Annotated in this window: 12 protein-coding genes and 2 pseudogenes; 4 read left to right on the top strand and 10 right to left on the bottom strand. The window is 74.6% G+C overall.

Going from position 1 to position 18013, the window contains the following annotated elements:
* Positions 1-48 precede the first annotated feature (48 nt).
* Both OG332_RS39155 and OG332_RS39150 read right to left on the bottom strand, forming a co-directional pair.
* Entirely contained in the window at positions 49-1158 is a 1110-nt protein-coding gene (locus OG332_RS39155; RefSeq protein WP_327417893.1) for an NADH:flavin oxidoreductase/NADH oxidase, read from the bottom strand.
* 78 nt (positions 1159-1236) lie between these two features.
* Positions 1237-2604 carry a wax ester/triacylglycerol synthase family O-acyltransferase gene (locus OG332_RS39150; protein WP_327417892.1) on the bottom strand — a complete coding sequence of 456 codons (1368 nt, stop codon included), beginning with the start codon at positions 2602-2604 and terminating at the stop codon, positions 1237-1239.
* A gap of 228 nt (positions 2605-2832) precedes the next feature.
* On the opposite strand from OG332_RS39150, the gene OG332_RS39145 reads away from it, so the two are divergent.
* Together OG332_RS39145 and OG332_RS39140 are read left to right on the top strand one after the other, a co-directional pair.
* On the top strand, positions 2833-3924 hold the full coding sequence (locus OG332_RS39145) for a WD40/YVTN/BNR-like repeat-containing protein (RefSeq protein WP_327417891.1): 1092 nt from the start codon (positions 2833-2835) through the stop codon (positions 3922-3924).
* 49 nt (positions 3925-3973) lie between these two features.
* Positions 3974-4969, top strand: a complete 996-nt coding sequence (locus OG332_RS39140; RefSeq protein ID WP_327417890.1) for a MerR family transcriptional regulator — start codon at positions 3974-3976, stop codon at positions 4967-4969.
* On the opposite strand, the pseudogene OG332_RS39135 reads toward OG332_RS39140, so the two are convergent.
* The 4 genes and pseudogenes from OG332_RS39135 to OG332_RS39120 all read right to left on the bottom strand — a co-directional run.
* A pseudogene (locus tag OG332_RS39135) lies at positions 4964-5590 on the bottom strand (sigma-70 family RNA polymerase sigma factor); the annotation flags it as partial. The gene OG332_RS39140 and the pseudogene OG332_RS39135 sit on opposite strands and share 6 nt — an antisense overlap.
* Before the next feature lie 132 nt (positions 5591-5722).
* Positions 5723-7093, bottom strand: coding sequence for a cryptochrome/photolyase family protein (locus tag OG332_RS39130; RefSeq protein WP_327417889.1), 1371 nt, complete (start codon positions 7091-7093; stop codon positions 5723-5725).
* 77 nt (positions 7094-7170) lie between these two features.
* Positions 7171-8847, bottom strand: a complete 1677-nt coding sequence (locus OG332_RS39125) for an SDR family oxidoreductase (RefSeq protein WP_442816278.1) — start codon at positions 8845-8847, stop codon at positions 7171-7173.
* A gap of 120 nt (positions 8848-8967) precedes the next feature.
* Positions 8968-9645, bottom strand: a complete 678-nt coding sequence (locus OG332_RS39120; protein WP_327417887.1) for a uracil-DNA glycosylase — start codon at positions 9643-9645, stop codon at positions 8968-8970.
* Between the two features lie 153 nt (positions 9646-9798).
* On the opposite strand from OG332_RS39120, the gene OG332_RS39115 reads away from it, so the two are divergent.
* The gene (locus OG332_RS39115; RefSeq protein ID WP_327417886.1) at positions 9799-10713 is read left to right on the top strand and encodes a sirohydrochlorin chelatase; all 915 of its coding nucleotides are present in this window, start codon (positions 9799-9801) and stop codon (positions 10711-10713) included.
* A gap of 130 nt (positions 10714-10843) precedes the next feature.
* Here the strand turns inward: OG332_RS39115 and OG332_RS39110 are convergent, their stop codons facing one another.
* The 3 genes from OG332_RS39110 to OG332_RS39100 form a co-directional block, all read right to left on the bottom strand.
* A complete protein-coding gene (locus OG332_RS39110) occupies positions 10844-11908 on the bottom strand; it encodes a lactonase family protein (protein ID WP_327417885.1) in 1065 nt (354 codons plus the stop codon).
* A gap of 55 nt (positions 11909-11963) precedes the next feature.
* A complete protein-coding gene (locus OG332_RS39105; protein ID WP_327417884.1) occupies positions 11964-13100 on the bottom strand; it encodes a nitric oxide synthase oxygenase in 1137 nt (378 codons plus the stop codon).
* 236 nt (positions 13101-13336) lie between these two features.
* Positions 13337-13918: a GNAT family N-acetyltransferase gene (locus OG332_RS39100; protein ID WP_327417883.1), complete on the bottom strand. Its 582-nt coding sequence runs from the start codon at positions 13916-13918 to the stop codon at positions 13337-13339.
* Positions 13919-14008: 90 nt separating this feature from the next.
* Here OG332_RS39100 and OG332_RS39095 point away from each other — a divergent pair.
* Positions 14009-16405, top strand: a pseudogene (locus tag OG332_RS39095) (HelD family protein).
* Here the strand turns inward: OG332_RS39095 and OG332_RS39090 are convergent.
* Positions 16395-17897, bottom strand: a complete 1503-nt coding sequence (locus OG332_RS39090; protein WP_327417882.1) for an FUSC family protein — start codon at positions 17895-17897, stop codon at positions 16395-16397. The pseudogene OG332_RS39095 and the gene OG332_RS39090 sit on opposite strands and share 11 nt — an antisense overlap.
* Positions 17898-18013: the final 116 nt, after the last annotated feature.

Raw genomic sequence — 18013 nt, 5'->3', positions numbered from 1 at the left:
GGGAGGTGCGGCTCCGCCACGGGCCGGGGCGCCGGAGCCGCACCGCCGTCACCAGGAGCGGTGGTACTGCTGGGGCGTACGGATCTCCGCGCCCAGCTCGGCGGCCGCGCGGCGGGCCCAGTACGGGTCGCGCAGCAGCTCCCGGGCGAGCAGGACCGCGTCGGCCTCCCCGTTGGCGAGGATCTTCTCGGCCTGCTCCGGTTCGGTGATCAGGCCGACGGCGGCCACGGGGAGGGTGGTCTCCTCCTTGACGCGGGCGGCGAAGGGGACCTGGTAGCCCGGGCCGACGGGGATCGACACCCCGGGGGCGAGGCCGCCGGTGGAGACGTCGAGGAGGTCCACGCCGTGCTCCTGGAGCAGCCGGGCCAGTCGCACCGTCTCGTCGGCGGTCCAGCCGTCCTCCTCCAGCCAGTCGGTGGCGGAGATCCGGAAGAGCAGCGGGAGCTCCTCGGGCCACACCGCCCGTACGGCGTCCACGACTTCGAGGGCGAAGCGGGTCCGGTTCTCGAAGGAACCGCCGTAGGAGTCGGTGCGCTTGTTGCTGTGCGGGGAGAGGAACTCCCCGATGAGGTAGCCGTGTGCGCCGTGGATCTCGACGACCTCGTAGCCCGCCGCGAGTGCGCGCTCGGCGGCGGCCGCGAACCGGGCGGTGATCTCGGCGATCTCGTCGACCGTCAGCTCGTGCGGCACGTGGCCGCCCTCGGCGAAGGGGACGGCGCTGGGGGCGACGGGCTGCCAGCCGTGCGCCTCGGGGCCTACCGCGCCGCCGCCCTTCCAGGTGCGGTCGGTGGAGGCCTTGCGGCCGGCGTGCGCGATCTGGATGCCGGGGACGGTCCCCTGGGCCTTGAGGAAGGAGGTGATCCGGCGCAGCGCCTCGACCTGGGTGTCGTTCCAGATGCCGAGGTCGTAGGGGGTGATCCGGCCTTCCGGGGAGACGGCGGTGGCCTCCTGGATGATCAGGCCGGTGCCGCCGACGGCGCGGGCGGCGTAGTGCGCGAAGTGCCAGTCGTGCGCCACGCCCGCGTTCGGGCCGAACGCCTCGGCGCTGTACTGGCACATCGCCGCCATCCACACGCGGTTCGGGACCGTGACCGAGCGAAGGGTGTAGGGGGTGAACAGGGCGGCGAAGGCGGCGGGGTCCGCGGGGGCAGCACTCATCAGGGCTCCAGATGTCACCGGGCGCGCCGGGGATCGGCGGCTAAGTTCGAGACTCACCGTACTACGAATTTCCTCGTACTACGAGACCTCTCGTACAAGCACGTCGAGCTCCGCCCTCAGCGCCCCCGCCAGGGCGTCCAGGTCCGGGACGGCCGCCGCGTCGGCGACCAGGCCGTAGTGGACGGTTCCCTTGTACGTGGACACCGCGACGGCCAGCGACTGACCGCGGGCCAGCGGGGCGAGCGGGTAGACCTCGCGGACCCGGCTGCCACCGAGGGTGAAGGTCAGTCCGGGCAGCGGGACGCTGGTCACCAGGATGTCGAAGAGCAGCCGGGCGGCCTGGGCGACGAGCGGGCCGCCGAGCCGGTGGCCCAGCGGGTGGACGTGGTCGGCGAGCAGGGCGACGGCCCCCGCACCGCGGGCGGGTCCGGCGTCCTTGTTGCGGTCCATCGCCGCCCGGATCCGGTCCAGGCGCAGCAGCGGGTCGCGCTCGGCCAGGGGCAGCCGCAGCAGGTAGCCGGACAGCCGGTTCCCGCCGCCCGCCCCGGCTCTGCCCCGGCGGGACACGGGGATCAGCGCGCGGGGACCGGGCCCGGTCGGTGCGGGATCGCCCCGCTCCTCCAGCCAGCGCCGCAGCGCCCCGGCGACCACGCAGATGAGCACGTCGTTGACGGTGCCCCCGGCGGCCTTGCGGACCAGGTTGACCTCGTCCAGGTCGAGGGCGAGACCCGCGACGGCCCGGTTCCCCTTGCCGGCCGGGTCCGCGGTGAGGGCCGCGGGGACGCCCAGCGGCAGCCCGGAGCGGGCCACGGCGGCGCCGATCTCCAGGGCCTGGCCGACGTCCTGGACCCGGGCGGCCAGCGTCCCGGGGAGCCGGCGCAGGGCGGAGCCGGCCCGCTGCTCGGGGACGGGGCGGGCGGAGGTCCGCAGGGCAGGGCCCTCGTCGAAGAGCGCGGCCGCCAGGGCCAGCGCGCCCAGGCCGTCGGCGAGGGCGTGGTGGAACTTGAAGAGCACCGCGAAGGATTCCGGGTCCGGCCCGGCCAGCACGTGGGCCTCCCAGGGCGGCAGTTCCCGGTCCAGCGGCCGGGCCATCAGCGGGCCGGCGGCGGTCTGCGGGTCCGTCTCCTCGGTACGGACGAGGAAGACGTGCCGTGCCGGGTCGAAACCGGGGTCCGGCGACCAGGCGGCCGCACCGACCGGCAGCAGCACGTCGCGGATCCGGCGGCGCAGGCCCGGCACGGCGGCGCAGCGGGTGGCGAGCAGTGCGGCGGCGCGCTCGGCGGCCCCGGAGGCGGCAGGCCCCGAGGCGGCAGATCCGGAGGCGGCAGGTCCGGCGCCGGGGGCGGCGGCATGGAAGACGGCGAGGGCGCCGAGGTGCATGGGGTGGGCGGCGGATTCGATCCGCCAGAAGGCGAGGTCGAGCGGGGACAGGTGCTCGGTGGCCACGAAGGTCCTCTCGCGTGCGACGGCAGGAGTGCTGGCCTGAAGTCAACCCATTCAGAACGCCTACGTTCAAGTAGCAACGATTTCCGCAGAGTAAATGATCGGTATTGATCAGGTACTCGGCAGCCCGGGGCCGTCTGCCGAGCCGCCGTCAGAGGGTGGGTGCAGACTGGCCGGAAAGACGCTTCAGAGGAACGCCCGCAAGGACGACGAGGTCCGGAGGTACCGGCCATGCCCGATGTACTGCTGCTCGTGGGAACCCGGAAGGGACTCTTCATCGGCCGTCGCCGAGGGGACGGCCCCTGGGAGTTCGACGGGCCGCACTTCAACGCCCAGGCCGTCTACGCGGTCGCCGTGGACCGGCGGGGTCCGGCCCCCCGGCTGCTGGTCGGCGGCGACAGCACGCACTGGGGGCCGTCCGTCTTCAGCTCCGACGACCTGGGGGCCACCTGGCGCGAGCCCGCGGCGGCCGCCGTGAAGTTCCCCCAGGACACGGGGGCCTCGCTGGAGAGGGTCTGGCAGCTGCAGCCGGCCGGGCCCGAGGCCCCGGACGTGGTGTACGCGGGGACGGAGCCCGCCGCGCTGTTCCGCTCGACGGACCGCGGCGAGTCCTTCGAGCTGGTCCGCCCGCTGTGGGAGCACCCGAGCCGCGGCAAGTGGGTCCCGGGCGGCGGCGGTGAGGGCCTGCACACGGTGATCACCGATCCCGTCGACCGGGACGCGGTGACCGTGGCCGTCTCCACCGCCGGGGTGTTCCGGACCAAGGACGGCGGGGCCAGCTGGGAACCGTCCAACGAGGGGGTCTCGGCGGTGTTCCTGCCCGATCCCCACCCCGAGTTCGGCCAGTGCGTGCACAAGATCGCCCAGGACGCCGGGGACACGGACCGGCTGTACCTGCAGAACCACTGGGGCGTCTACCGCAGCGACGACGCGGGGGCCCGGTGGACCGACATCGGCGGCGGGCTCCCCTCCGACTTCGGCTTCGCGGTGGCCGCCCATCCGCACCGGCCGGACACCGCCTACGTCTTCCCGCTCAACGCCGACTCCGACCGCGTCCCGGCCGAGCACCGGTGCCGGGTCTTCCGCACCCGGGACGCGGGCGCCAGCTGGGAGCCGCTCTCGAAGGGGCTGCCCTCCGGGGACCACTACGGCACGGTCCTGCGGGACGCGCTGTGCACGGACGACGCGGACCCGGCGGGCATCTACTTCGGCAACCGCAACGGCGAGCTGTACGCCAGCCACGACGACGGCGAGAGCTGGCAGCTGCTGGCCGAGCACCTGCCGGACGTGCTGTGCGTGCGGGCGGCGACCATCGGCGGGTAACGGCGGGGAAAAGCGATCGCGCATCGTTCGTGCGTCGTACGGTGAGGGCATGTCGGAGACCACGCACGGCATCACCACGGGGGCGGTGGCGCGCCGCTTGGGCGTGTCCCCGACCACGCTGCGGTCCTGGGACCAGCGGTACGGCATCGGTCCCGCCGCGCATGAGGGCGGGCGGCACCGCCGCTGGACCCCCGGGGACATCGCGATGCTGGAGGAGATGTGCCGGCTCACCGCCTCCGGAGTGCCGCCCGCCGAGGCCGCGCGGGCCGCGCGGGCATCCCACGGCGGGCGCTCCGGCGCGCTTGCGGATCGCGGACCCGGGGCGGGTCTTGCGGTGGGCCGGCCCGGGCCGCCCCGACCGCCGGGACCGGCCGGCGGGCCCTCTCGCCCCGGCGACGAGCGGGACGCGCTCCGGGAGAGCCGGGGGCTGGCCCGCGCCGCCGTACGCCTCGACGGCCCGGCCCTGGACGGGCTGCTCGGCGACCTCATGGCGGACCACGGGCTCGTCACGGTCTGGGAGGAGGTGATGGTGCCGACCCTGCACGCGGTGGGGCGCAAGTGGCAGTCCTCCGGCGACCGTTACGTCGAGGTGGAGCACCTGCTGTCCTGGCACGTCTCCACCGCCCTCCGGCGCGTGGCGCCCGCCCCGGAACGCCGGACCTCCACTCCCCCGGTGCTGCTGGCCTGCGTCCCGGCCGACCAGCACACCCTGCCCCTGGAGGCGCTGGCGGCGGGGCTCGGCGAGCGCGGCCTGCCGGCCCGGATGTTCGGCGCGGCGGTCCCCGCCGAAGCGCTGGACGCCGCCGTGCGGCGCACGGGACCGGCCGCCGTCGTGCTCTGGTCCCAGGCCCGCTCCACCGCCGACCACTCGCTGGCCCGGCACATCGCCGCCAGCGCCTTCGGGGTCAAGGGGGCGCGGACGCACCCCGTGATGCTGCTCGCCGGCCCGGGCTGGGCGGGCCGCGCCCCCGGACCCGGCACGCTGCGCCCCGGTGGGCTGCGGGAGGCGCTCGACCTCGTGTCCCGGCTCTACGACACCTTCTAGGGCCCGGCGCAGCCGCTGGAGTCCGCGCCGGGCATGGCTCTTGACCGTGCCCAGCGGCAGACCGGTGCGGTGGGCGATCTGGACCTGGGTCAGGTCGGCGTAGAAGGCGAGGGCCAGTACCTCGCGCTGGACGCGCGGAAGGCGCGCGAGTTCACGGGTGACGCAGAGACGGTCGAGGGCGCGCTCGCACCCGTCGGGCGCCGCGACGGCCGGCGGCAGGGCCGCCCCGGCCGCGGCGCCCAGGTCGAGCCGGCGCGTCCGGGCGGTGAGCGCGTCGGCGACCTTGCGGCGGGTGATGCCGACCAGCCACGCGGGGACGGGTCCGCGTGCGGGATCGTACCCGGCCCGGCCGGACCACGCCGCGAGGAAGACCTGCTGGGTGACGTCCTCGGCATCCCTGACGTCGCCCAGCGTGCGGGCGGCCAGGTGGTGCACGAGGCGGCCCCAGCGCCGGTGGGCCAGGGCGAAGCAGTCCGCGTCGCCCCGCCCGATCCCGCGGCCGATCTCCTCGTCCGAGAGCACGTCCTGGAAGGCACCCGAAAACCGGGCCGGGGCCCCGTCCGGAAGCGCGCCCGATGCCCCGTCCGAGAGCACGTCGGTCGTCCCGGGTGCTGCGCTCATGACGACTCCGCCTCCTCGCCGCTGCCGGAAGCTCGACGCTCCCGCCCCCTCAGGCTCCGGCGCGGCGACGCGGCGCTTCAACTCGCATCGTTCGTGCGTCGTCCTGCGCCCCGCCGCGGCCCGCGGGCAGGCTCAGTCCCGGCCCCGGGCATGGCGGAAGCGGGCCAGGCCGTCGGCGAGACCGATGATCGGGTCGGGGTAGTCGCAGGCGTCCCGTTGCACACCGGTGAGCTTCCACGGCTCGTGGATCGTCCCGGCGGGCAGGCCCGCGAGCTCGGGGACCCACCGGCGGACGTAGGCCCCGTGGGGGTCGTACCTCCGGCCCTGCAGCACGGGATTGAGGACCCGGTTGGGCCGTGTGTCGGTCCCCGTCCCCGCCACCCACTGCCAGTTGAGCTGGTTGTTCGCGACGTCGCCGTCCACGAGGAGGTCCAGGAAGTGGCGGGCGCCCTCGCGCCAGTCGACGTACAGCGTCTTCGTGAGGAAGGAGGCGGCGATCAGGCGTCCCCGGTTGTGCATCCAGCCCTCGTGGGCGAGTTGCCGCATGGCGGCGTCCACGACCGGATAGCCGGTCCGCCCCTCCCGCCAGGCGCGGAGGTCCGCCTCCGCCTCGGCGCCCCGCCGCCAGTGGTCCTGCCGGGGCCGGTAGTCGGCCACGGCCGTCTCGGGCCGGGCTGCGAGCACCTGGTGGTGGAAGTCCCGCCAGCACAGCTGCCGTACGAAGGCGGTCGCGCCCGCGCCGCCGCGGGCCCGCGCCCGGTGGACGGCCTCCGTGGCCGATAGCGCGCCGAAGTGGAGGTACGCGGACAGGTGGGAGGTGGCATCGCCCGCGAGGTCGTCGTGACGCTCCTCGTAGGCGTCGGCGAGCCGGGACAGCCAGGCACCGAGCCGGCGGCGGCCCTCCTTCTCCCCGCCCGCGGGGAGGCCCTCCGACACGTCCGCCACGGCGGCGCGCCCGGGCAGTTCCTCGGAGCGCGTCCCGCGGACCACCCGGACGGCCCGGGGGGCGGCGAGGGGGGTGCGTGGCGGCTCGGCGGCCCACCGCTTGAAGTACGGGGTGAAGACGGCGAAGTGGTCGGATCCCTGCGGGGTGACGGCGCCGGGCGGCACGGCGGTGATCACCCCGTCGTGCACGTAGAGGCGGCGGCCGTCGGACTCCAGGGCGCGCCGCAGCCGTGCCTCGCGGTCGCGGGCGAAACGGGAGCAGCCGGCCGCCATGTGCACCTCGTCCGCATCGGCCTGCCGCGCCACGGCGTGGACCTCGGTGACGGGGTCCCCGGTGCGTACGACGAGCCGCCCGCCGCGGTCGCGCAGGCCCGCGTCGAGGTCGGCCAGGCAGTCGGCGAGGAAGGCGAGCCGGTTGGGCGCGGCGAACCCCGCCCGGTCGACGGCGGCATCCCGGACGAACAGCGGCACGACGTCGTGCGCCGCCGCCAGGGCGGCGCGCAGGGGCGGGTGGTCGTGCAGGCGGAGGTCGGAGGTGAAAAGGACGACGGAGTTCATGGCGCCACTCCCGGCGATCGGCCACCCGGCGGGCGCGCGCGGCGACGGCGGGTGGGCTGCGTGCGGACTTGCCGCCCTCACTTCCGCCCGCCGCCGCCTCCCGGATGCACCATCGGCCCCGCCGTGCTCCCGTCCCCCTCCTCGGCGATGTCCTCCGCCGTCCTCTCGGCCGTTCGCGCGATGTTCCTCGCCATGCCGCCGAAGACGACGGCGTGGAACGGCGCCACGCTCCACCAGTACAGCTGTCCCGCCAGGCCGCGCGGGTGGAAGAGGGCCCGCTGGCGGTACAGCGTGCCGCCCGCGGCATCGCGCTCGACGCGCATCTCCAGCCAGGCGAGTCCGGGGAGCCTCATCTCCGCGCGCAGCCGCAGGAGGTGTCCCCTCTCGATCTCCTCGACCCGCCAGAAGTCGAGCGTGTCACCGACCCGGAGCCGTTCGGCGTCGCGCCGGCCCCGGCGCAGCCCCACCCCGCCGACGAGCCGGTCGAGCCGGCCCCGTACCGCCCAGGCCAGTGGAAAGGAGTACCAGCCGTTCGTGCCGCCCACCCCCTCGACGACCCGCCACAGCTGCTGCGGGGTCGCCGAGACGGCCTGCTCGCGCTCGTCGGTGTAGAGGCTGCCGCCCGCCCAGTCGGGGTCGGTGGGCAGCGGGTCGCTCGGTGCGCCGGGCAGCGAGGCGTTGGACCAGCGGGTCGTGACGCGCGCCTCCTTGACCCGTTCCAGGGCGAGCGCGAGAGCGCGCTCGAAGGGAACGGGCTCCCCCGGCCCGTCGGGCACGTACTGCCGGATGTCGTGCTCCGCGCAGACGACCTCGTACTTCAGTGATTCGGCGAGCGGACGCGCGAGGGCCGCCGGCACGGGCGTGACCAGGCCGATCCAGTGGCTGGACAGGCGCGGAGTGAGCATGGGGACGGGCAGGATGAGGCGCCGGGGCAGTCCGGCGACCGCCGCGTAGCGGACCATCATGTCCCGGTAGGTGAGGAGGTCGGGACCGCCGATGTCGAAGACCCGGCTGACGTGCCGCGGCATCCGCGCGCTGCCCACGAGGTAGCGCAGCACGTCCCGTACGGCGATGGGCTGCACGCGGGTGCCGACCCAGCTCGGCGTCACCATCACGGGGAGCCGTTCGGTGAGGTAGCGGAGCATCTCGAACGAGGCCGATCCGGAGCCGATGACGACGGCTGCGCGCAGTACGGTCGTGGGCACCCCGGAGCCGAGCAGGATCCGGCCCACCTCGGCCCGGGAGCGTAGGTGCGGGGAGAGTTCCTCTTCGGGGACGTCGCGCGGGGTGAGGCCGCCGAGGTAGACGATGCGGCCGACCCCGGCGGCGCGGGCCTCGGCGGCGAAGGTGGTGGCCGCGCGCCGGTCGGTCTCCTCGAACTCGCGCCCGGCTCCCAGGGAGTGCACCAGGTAGTAGGCCACGTCCACGTCCCGCAGGGCGGGACGCAGGCTCGCCGCGTCGGTGACGTCGCCGCGGACCACCTCGGCCCGGCCGGCCCACGGGTGGTCCCTGAGATGGGCCGGGGTACGGGCCAGGCAGCGCACGCGGTGGCCGGCGTCGAGCAGCTCGGGGACGAGCCGGCCGCCGATGTAGCCGCCCGCACCGGTGACCAGGCAGCGGAGTCCGGTGGCCGGGGTCGCAGACGCGGGCGGGGCCGGATTCCGGGGATACGTGCTCACGGGCTGTGCTCCGTTCGTTCCGTCCCGGGAGAGCGGCCGGCGGACGCTCCCGTTCGCCCATCCTTCCCCGTTCATCGCCGGAACGGATGCGGACACGGCCGGACACGATCAGGCATGATCAGGCACGGACGGACACAGCCGGCCACGCACGGTCCGCCCAGGACCGGCTCCGGCTCCGGAGAGCGGGGACAGGCCTTAGGGCAGTCGCCAGTCGACCGGCTGCGTCCCCTGGCGCGCCAGCAGGTCGTTGGCACGGCTGAACGGGCGCGAGCCGAAGAAGCCCCGGTCCGCCGACATCGGCGAGGGGTGCGCCGACTCGACCGCCGGCAGGTCCCCGAGCAGCGGCCGCAGGTTGCGCGCGTCGCGGCCCCACAGGATCGACACCAACGGCTTGCCGCGCGCGACGAGCGCCCGGATCGCCTGCTCGGTCACCTCTTCCCAGCCCTTGCCGCGGTGCGCGGCCGGCTTGCCGGGGGCCGTCGTCAGGGCCCGGTTGAGCAGCAGCACCCCTTGCCGGGTCCACGGGGTGAGGTCCCCGTTGGACGGCCTCGGCAGTCCGAGGTCGGAGTTCATCTCTCGGAAGATGTTCTCCAGGCTGCCCGGCAGCCTGCGCACGTCCGGCGCGACGGCGAAGCTCAGGCCGATGGCCATCCCCGGTGTGGGGTAGGGGTCCTGTCCGACGATCAGGACGCGGACGTCGTCGAACGGCTGCTGGAAGGCGCGCAGTACGTTCCCGCCGGCCGGCAGGTACGTCCGGCCCGCGGCGATCTCGCCGCGGAGGAAATTCCCCATGGCGGCGATCTGCCCGGACACAGGTTCCAGAGCCTTCGCCCAGCCTGCTTCAACGAGTTCATTCAAGGGTCGTGGTGCCACGCTGTGTCACTCTACTGGTCCAACCGGGTGGCCAGGCGCCTACCGTCGGTGAGTTGACGGTATCTGCCCTTCATCGGATAAATGCGGACAGATGCCGTCGGAGAAGGCCCTGCCCGAACACCTTGTTCCGATAAGCCAGTAGCATGCGGCGCCATGAGCTCCCCCACTGGGCCCGCAAATGGCCTGCCCGTACGAATGCCGCGACCCCGCCAGACCGGACGGCACCGCCGGCCCGAGCCCGCGGCGGCGCCCGAGGGCGCGCCCGCGCTGGTGCTCGCCGTGCCCGGTGCCCCCTCGGCCGCCTCGCGAGGGCTCGCGGAAGAGATCATCAGCATCGGCCGCTCCGAGCTGCCGGGCCTCGACGCCCGCATCGGCTTCCTCGACGGTGACGACGCCTCCGAGTTCCCGTCCCTGTCCGGCGTGCTGACCGCCGTCGCGACCGAGCGTGCCGCGCGCGCGGAGTTCGCCCGCGCCGCCGGCCACGAGGTGCCCGCGCCGACCGGCCCGGACGCCGTGGTCGTGCCCCTGCTGGCCGGTCCGGACGGAGACCTGCTCCGCCGGGTCCGCCAGGCGCTGATGGACTCCTCGGCCGCCGCCGAGCTGGCCGACGTGCTCGGCCCGCACCCGCTGCTCGCCGAGGGCCTGCACGTGCGGCTGTCCGAGGCGGGCCTGGCCCGCGCCGACCGCGCCCGGCTCTTCACCGTGACCACCGCCGCCGACGGCATCGTCCTGGCCACCACCGGTGGCGAGGAGGCCGTGCAGGCCGCCGGGATCACGGGCATGCTCCTCGCAGCCCGCCTCGCCGTGCCGGTCATGGCCGCCGCGCTCGACCAGGAGGGCTCGGTGGCCGCCGTCGCCGAGCAGCTGCGCCGCGAGGGCTCCACCCAGCTCGCGCTCGCCCCGTACCTGATCGGCCCGGAGGCGGCCGACGGCCTGCTGGACACCGCCTGCAAGGAGGCCGACTGCGCCACCGCCGAGGTGCTCGGGGCCTACCCGGCGCTCGGCAAGCTGGCCGTCGCCCAGTACTCCGCGGCGCTCGGGATCAGCCAGGGCGCCGCTGCCCACTGACCCGCCCGCCCGTGACGGAGGAGGCCCCCGGCGGCCCTGGTTTCCAGGGCCGCCGGGGGCCTCCTCCGTGGCCGCGTGCGGATGCCCGTACGCGAGTCCCGTACGCACGGCTCGTACGTCCGTACGCGGGTCAGGCGAGGACCACACAGGTGGCCGCGGGCACGGCCACCGAGCCGGCCCGGCGCGGCCGCCCGGTCAGCGGGTCCACGTCGAACCAGGTGACGTCGCCCGAGCGCTCGTTGGCCGCGTAGAGCCGACGCCTCGAGGCGTCCACGGCGAGATCGCGCGGCCAGTCGCCGCCGCAGTCCACGGCGCCGGTGGGCCGCGGCTCCTCGGGTCCGCCGGCGAGGGAGAGCGTGGTGATGGAGTCGGCGCCCCGGACCGCCACCCAGACGAACCGCCCGTCGGGCGAGACGACGATCGCCGAGGGATAGGCCCGTACGGCCCCTGAGGCGCCCGTGGAGGCGACCGGAACCTCACGGACCGGTTCCAGTTGCCCGGACCCCCCGTTCCAGCGGCAGACGGTCAGCTGCGGCTCCAGCTCGTGCAGGACGTAGACCACGGCTCCCTCCGGGTGGAAGCCGAGGTGGCGGGGCCCGGTCCCGGCGCGCAACGCCGTCTCGGAGTGGACCCGCAGCGCGCCGGTGGCCGGGTCCGGTGCGCAGACCCGTACCGAGTCGGTGCCGAGGTCCACGCTGAGCACCCAGCGGCCGGTCGGGTCGGGCAGCACCTGATGGGCGTGCGGGCGCTCCTGGCGGTCGGGGTCGGGGCCGCGGCCCTCGTGCGGGAGGACGTGGGCGGGCCCGGCCGGAGTGCCGTCGGCGGCGAGCGGGAGGCTGCTGACGCTGCCGGAGGTGTAGTTGGCGGTGAGCAGCCGGCCGGCGCTCACGCTGAGGTGGGTCGGGCCGGAGCCGCCTACGCGGACGGCCGGGCCGAGCGGGGTGAGGCCGTCGGCGGTCGGCCGGAAGGCGCTCACCGCGCCCCCCTCGGTCTCGTTCACCGCGTAGAGCACGCCGGTGTCCCGGGCGAGGGTGAGGTACGAGGGGTCCTCCGCGGCGGCGACCGAGAGCGTGGTCAGCGCTCCGGTCACCGGATCCACGGCCGCGGTGGTGATACCGCGGCCGCCCCCCGAGGTGAACGAGCCGATGTAAGCCCGGTGTTCGCCGCCATGGTCCGTACTGTCAGCGCCGCCCACGCGAGGCCCCTCTCACCGCTCTCGGATCCGTTCGGAGCCGACGGTAACAGAAGGTCTAGACCAAATCCCGCCCCTGGGCCCGTTCCTGCGCGCCGGAGTGGTGGACGTACGCCGTACTGCTCGGGCTGTCCTCGTAGGTGCGGTGGAAGACCGGGGTGGCGGAGCCGGAGATCGGCGGCACGATCCAGGACCAGTCCGCGCCCACCTCGCGCCCCTTGCGCTCCTCCCGCTCCATGTGGGACAGGAACCGCCGGGACTCGGAGTGGTGGTCGGCGATGGCGACGCCGGCGCGGTCGAAGGAGTGCAGGACCGCGCGGTTGAGCTCGACGAGCGCGCGGTCCTTCCAGAGGGAACGGTCGCTGGACGTGTCCAGACCGAGGCGGCGGGCGACAGCCGGCAGGAGGTTGTACCGGTCGGTGTCGGCGAGGTTGCGCGCGCCGATCTCGGTGCCCATGTACCAGCCGTTGAAGGGCGCGGCCGGATAGTGGATGCCGCCGATCTCCAGGCACATGTTGGAAATGGCGGGCACGGCGTGCCAGCGCAGCCTCCAGTCCGCCCAGCCGTCGCCGTCGGGGTGGTCGATCGGCACCTCCAGGACGGCGTCCGCGGGGGTGTCGAACCAGCGGGGTTTGTCGTCGACGCCCTGGACCACCAGCGGAAGCAGGTCGAAGGGGCTGCCGGAGCCGCCCGGCCAGCCGAGCCGGAGCAGGGCCTCGGTGAGCGGGGCGTTGCGGGCGTCGCCGACGGTGACGGAGGGGTGGTCGCCGTAGCCGGCGTACCTGACGAGCTGCTCGCTCCAGATCAGCGGGCCGGGACGGCCCGGGGCGTCCGGGGCGAAGACCGTGATGGTGGGTCTGATCCTGCCGCCGTTGGTCGCCTCGCGCAGGTGGTCGAAGCACTCGGCGGCTATGTCGTCGGCGTCGGTGAGCCCGCGACGGTCGCGGACCCGCAGCGAATTCCAGTAGAGCCTGCCTATGCAGCGGTTGCTGTTGCGCCAGGCCACGCGCGCCCCGTGGGCCAGTTCCCCGGGGGTGTGCACGTAGGTGCCGGTCCCGGCCAGTTCGGCCCTGACGGCGGCGAGCCGTGCGCGCGGATCGCCTGCGCCCTTGGTCTCCCGGTGGAAGAGTCGGATGAACTCCTCGGCCGCTTCCCACACCTGAGGGATGGTGGAGCGCTGTTGAAGGATTTCCATTCCGGGCGGTTACCCCCCGTCCTACCAGATCCACCCTGTACGTGCCGGATGAATGTGCAATGAACAATTACCCGTTGTACATGCCGCAGGTCAGCGGTGTGCGACAGGAGCGGCCGGAACACTCCTCTGAGTGATCTTCGACGATCGGCCTGCGGGCAGGGGGTGTCGGGGCGTACGATCCGGCGCAGGCGCGGGAGTTGACCGTGCGCGCCGGTCCGCCCGCGTACGCGGGCGGGTCAACGGCAGGGGCGGCTCATGTAGAGCGCCTGCTCGCCGGCGGCGGGCGTACCGCCGTACAGCTCGGTGTCGAGGCCGCAGAAGCCGAATCCCATGCGCCGGTAGGCGTGCACGGCCGGTGCGTTGACCGAACTGACCTCCAACCACAGGTGCTCCGCGCCGCGTTCGCGGGCGTACTCCGCCGCGTACTCCATGAGCGCACGGCCGATGCCGTGGCCCCGCCGACCGGGCGCGACCTCGATGTCCTCGATCGTGAGGCGCCGGTTCCACGCGGCGTAGCCGACGGCCGCGAAGCCGCACACCTCGCCGCCGTCCAGGGCCACGTAGGTGCGCGCGTCGCCGTCCCCGCCCGGGGCGCCGCCGAAGCCCTGCTCGTCGTGCTCCTCGGGCGGGAACACCTTGTGCACGGGCGGATCCACCGGGACCTCGCGGACCCGGAAGCCGAAGCCGTCGTCGGAGGCGGTCACCTCGAAGACCGTGGCGGTGGTGAAGGAACTGTCCAGGACCTCGATGCCACCCGCGTCCTCGGGGCGGGCGAGGCGGTAGACGATCCCGTCGGCGGAGCCGTGTGCGGTGGTCATGGGATCCACCGTACGCAAAAAATCCCCCGGCCGAATTCGGTGCCGAGGGATGCAGGAGAGTATATTTGTTGGTTCATGACTTCGCAGAAAATGAAGCCACAAAGAACCTTACGAGGACACTGTACCGCGGTGGGAGTGCAATTGTCAACCGAGGAATTCCGTAAAGAGCAGCAATTCGTCACCGGTCTCTATCGGCGCCTCGACGACCTGCGCGACCAGGCCGAACATGCGGTCGAAGGGGCATTGCGCGACGTCGGGAGCGGGTTTCAGGCGCGCCTGGAGCGCGATGTCGTGGTCGCCGAGCAGTCCGGCCTGCTTTCCGCGCTGAATGCGGGCGAGAACGGCCTCTGTTTCGGCCGTCTGGAGTTCTCCGACGGCCGTGACCACCACATCGGCCGGATCGGAATCCGCGCGGACGACGCGGAACGCACCCCGCTGGTCCTGGACTGGCGCGCGGAGGTGGCCCGGCCGTTCTACCTCGCCACCGGCCACACCCCCATGGGGCTGCGCCGCCGGCGGCACATCAGCAGCCGGGGGCGCGAGGTCACCGCCCTGCACGACGAGATCCTCGACCTGACCGACGCGGAGCGCACGGGGCACGAGGGCGCCGACGCGGACGCCGTACTGCTCGCCGCGCTCGACGCCGCCCGGACCGGCCGCATGCACGACATCGTGCGCACCATCCAGGCCGAGCAGGACCGGATCATCCGCTCCCCGCACCGCGGGGTGCTGGTCGTGGAGGGCGGTCCCGGCACCGGGAAGACCGCGGTCGCGCTGCACCGCGCCGCGTACCTCCTGTACGCCCACCGGGAACTGCTCGCCAAGCGCGGGGTGCTGATCGTCGGGCCGGGACCGGCCTTCCTCGGCTACATCGGCGAGGTGCTCCCTGCCCTCGGCGAGACGGGCGTACTGCTCGCCACCCCCGGTGAGCTCTTCCCCGGCGTGCACGCCACCGGCGCCGACCGCCCCGGGGCCGCCGCGGTGAAGGGCCGGGCCGCGATGGCGGAGGTCCTCGCCCGGGTCGTGGCGGACCGCCAGGGCCTGCCGGAGGCCGTGCCGGAGGCCGTGCCGGAGGCCGTGCCGGAGGCCGTGCCGGAGGCCGTGCCGGCGGGCACCGGGGAGGAGTACGACACGGTCCCCGAGCCCGCGCTGGAGATCGACCACGACGACTACGGGACCCTGCTGCTGGACCGCACGATGGCGTACGAGGCCCGGGACCGGGCCCGGGCGACGGGCCTGCCCCACAACCAGGCGCGCCCCGCCTTCGCCTTCCGGATCATCGACGCGCTCACCGCGCAGCTCGCCGACCGGCTGGGCGCCGATCCGTACGGCGGTCCGAACCTGCTCGGCTCGGACGACGTCGCCCAGCTCGGCAAGGAGATCGCGATGAGCCCCGCCGTGCACGCGGCGATCGACTCGCTGTGGCCCTCCCTCACCCCCGAGCAGCTGGTCGCGGACTTCCTGGCGGACCCCACGCACCTGCCCGCGCACGAGGCCGGGCTGATCCGGCGCGCGCCCTCGGCGCGGCCGGACTGGACGCCGGCGGACGTGCCGCTCCTGGACGAGGCGGCCGAGCTGCTCGGGGAGGACGACAGCGCCCGGCGCGCCGCCGAGGAACGGGAGCGGCAGCAGCGCATCGCGTACGCGCAGGGGGTACTGGAGCTGTCCGAGGGCTCGCAGTCGTACGAGTTCGAGGACGAGGAGAACGAGTTCCTCTCGGCCCACGACATCATCGACGCCGAGCGGATGGCCGAGCGCCAGGAGGAGGCCGACCACCGCAGCGCCGCCGAGCGGGCCGCGGCCGACCGGACCTGGGCCTTCGGGCACGTGATCGTGGACGAGGCGCAGGAGCTGTCGGAGATGGCGTGACGGCTGCTGATGCGGCGCTGCCCCACCCGGTCGATGACGCTGGTCGGCGATCCCGCGCAGACGGCCGACGAGGCGGGCTGCGGCTCCTGGGAGCGGATCCTCTCCCCGTACGTGGGCGAGCGCTGGGAGCTGGTCCGGCTACGGGTCAACTACCGAACGCCGGCCGAGATCATGGAGGTGGCGGCGGCCGTGCTGCGGGAGCGCGATCCCGGCTTCGAACCGCCGCGTTCGGTACGGGCGACCGGGGTGCGGCCGTGGGTGCGCGAGGCCGGGGACGCGGCGCGGGCGGTGGCGGAGGCCGTGGAGCGGGAACGGCCGGCGGAGGGGCGGCTCGCGGTGATCGCGCCACGGACGCGGCACGCGGCGCTGGCCGCCGTCCTGCCGGGGGTACGGGAGGGCGCGGAGCCGGATCTGACCCGGGAGGTCGTCCTGCTGGATCCGCGCCAGGCCAAGGGGCTGGAGTTCGACACGGTGATCGTGGTGGAGCCGGCCGAGTTCCAGCCGAGTGACCTGTACGTGGCGCTGACCCGGGCCACCCAGGCCCTCGGGGTGGTGCACTCCGCCGGCCTGCTGCCGGCCGGCCTGGCGCAGTCCCCGGAGGGGCTGGTCAGGCGCTGACGACGAACGGCGCCCGCGGGTCGGTGCCCAGCGGGGCGGCGAGCTCGACCAGCGCCCGCTCCAGGCCCTGGAGATGAGCCAGCGCGGGCTCGGAGCCGACGGTGTGCGCGACGATGTCGCGCGCCGTGTCGGGCTGGCTCGCGCCCCGCTCCTCGGCCGTCAGCGCCTCCACCGCCGCCTCGACGCGCCAGCAGGCCGCGGCGAGACGGGCGTCGTGGCTCGCGTCCGGGTCGGCGGCCACGGCCACCAGCCCGCGCACCTCGCGGGCGCAGTCGTCCAGCAGCGCGATGACCTGGCCGGCGCGGGCCTTGCGCGCGCGGAACGGGCTGAGCGGGTGGACCAGCGGCGCGAGCGCCATCCGGACCCGGGCCAGCAGCGTCTCCAGTTCGGCGGCGTGGGGTGCCGGATCGGCGGTCTCGGAGCCGGCGAGGCGGGCGGCGGCCTGGGCCGTTGCCGCGTGCACGCAGTGCAGGGCGCGCTGGATCCAGGCGTCGTTCGTCGCGTGGGTGGTGACCGGCAGTACGAGCACCACGGCCAGCGCGGCGCACACCGCGCCGACGGCCGTCTCCTCCAGGCGCAGCACGAGCAGGCCGGGGTCCAGCACGCCGAGCAGACCGTAGAGCAGCCCCGCCATGAGCGTGACGGCCAGGATCATCCAGCTGTAGGAGACCGCGGCCGTGTAGAAGATCGCGAAGACGCAGCCGGCGACCAGGACGGCGGTGGGTGCGGGCGCGCCGTTCAGCGGGATGGCGATCAGCACGCCCGCGGCCACGCCGATGACGGTGCCGAGCACCCGGCGGAAGCCCCGGACCAGCGTCTCGCCGCGCGAGGCGGTGTTGACGAAGATCCACCAGGCGGTGCCGACGGCCCAGTACCAGCGGTCCTCGGAGAGCACCTGACCGATGGCGAGCGCGACGGCGCAGGCGGCGGTGGCCTGGAAGGCCTGGCGGGTGGTGGGCCGGGCCAGGCCGCCTCCGGGCAGCGGCGCGGGGGCGGCGGGCGGCGGGGTGCGCCGCTCGATGGGCCAGAGCAGGAACCGTACGGCGCCGGAGGCGACCAGGGCCAGGGCCACGGCGGCGAACAGCTCCGGGAGCTGGGCGGGGACGGCGTGCAGGAACTGCGTGATGAAGAAGTTCATGAACGCGAAGATCCCGAGCGCGTGTCCGCGCGGGCCCCAGCGGCGGGCGTAGACCCCGCAGAAGACGACGAGGACGAAGGCCGCGTCGCGGGCGGGGGTCAGCCCGTGCAGGGCGGTGGCGAGGGCGAGGACCGGGAATCCGGCGGCCGGCAGCAGGGTGGTGGTGACGGCCTGGCGGCGCACGGTCGCGTCCGTGACGGTGAAGAGGGCGAGGAGCGCCGCCAGTCCCCCGGTGATGGAGGCGCTCAGGGAGAGACCGCACAGCTCGGCCAGGGCGACGGCGGCGGCGACGCCGATCACCGCGCGGGCCGCGTTCCTGAGTCTCATACGCCCCGGATCCGGAGCCACGAACATCCTCTTCACGGCGGTGTGCCGCCCCCCTCGTGTGGTGCGCGCCGGGCCGGCGCCGCCCGGGGGTGGTGGGCGGCGGACGGGCACGGCGAAGGCGCCGCGCTCCGGAACCGGCCTCG

It is taken from the genome of Streptomyces sp. NBC_01233 (assembly GCF_035989305.1).
Taxonomy (GTDB): Bacteria; Actinomycetota; Actinomycetes; order Streptomycetales; family Streptomycetaceae; genus Streptomyces.
Note: the sequence above shows the minus strand (reverse complement) of the source record. Positions and strands in the feature narration are given on the sequence as shown.

Coding starts and splice junctions, on each gene's coding strand:
- OG332_RS39155 (WP_327417893.1), bottom strand. CDS start 1,158: ATGAGTGCTGCCCCCGCGGACCCCGCCGCCTTCGCCGCCCTGTTCACC.
- OG332_RS39145 (WP_327417891.1), top strand. CDS start 2,833: ATGCCCGATGTACTGCTGCTCGTGGGAACCCGGAAGGGACTCTTCATC.
- OG332_RS39140 (WP_327417890.1), top strand. CDS start 3,974: ATGTCGGAGACCACGCACGGCATCACCACGGGGGCGGTGGCGCGCCGC.
- OG332_RS39130 (WP_327417889.1), bottom strand. CDS start 7,093: ATGAACTCCGTCGTCCTTTTCACCTCCGACCTCCGCCTGCACGACCAC.
- OG332_RS39125 (WP_442816278.1), bottom strand. CDS start 8,847: ATGAACGGGGAAGGATGGGCGAACGGGAGCGTCCGCCGGCCGCTCTCC.
- OG332_RS39115 (WP_327417886.1), top strand. CDS start 9,799: ATGAGCTCCCCCACTGGGCCCGCAAATGGCCTGCCCGTACGAATGCCG.
- OG332_RS39105 (WP_327417884.1), bottom strand. CDS start 13,100: ATGGAAATCCTTCAACAGCGCTCCACCATCCCTCAGGTGTGGGAAGCG.
- OG332_RS39100 (WP_327417883.1), bottom strand. CDS start 13,918: ATGACCACCGCACACGGCTCCGCCGACGGGATCGTCTACCGCCTCGCC.
- OG332_RS39090 (WP_327417882.1), bottom strand. CDS start 17,897: ATGTTCGTGGCTCCGGATCCGGGGCGTATGAGACTCAGGAACGCGGCC.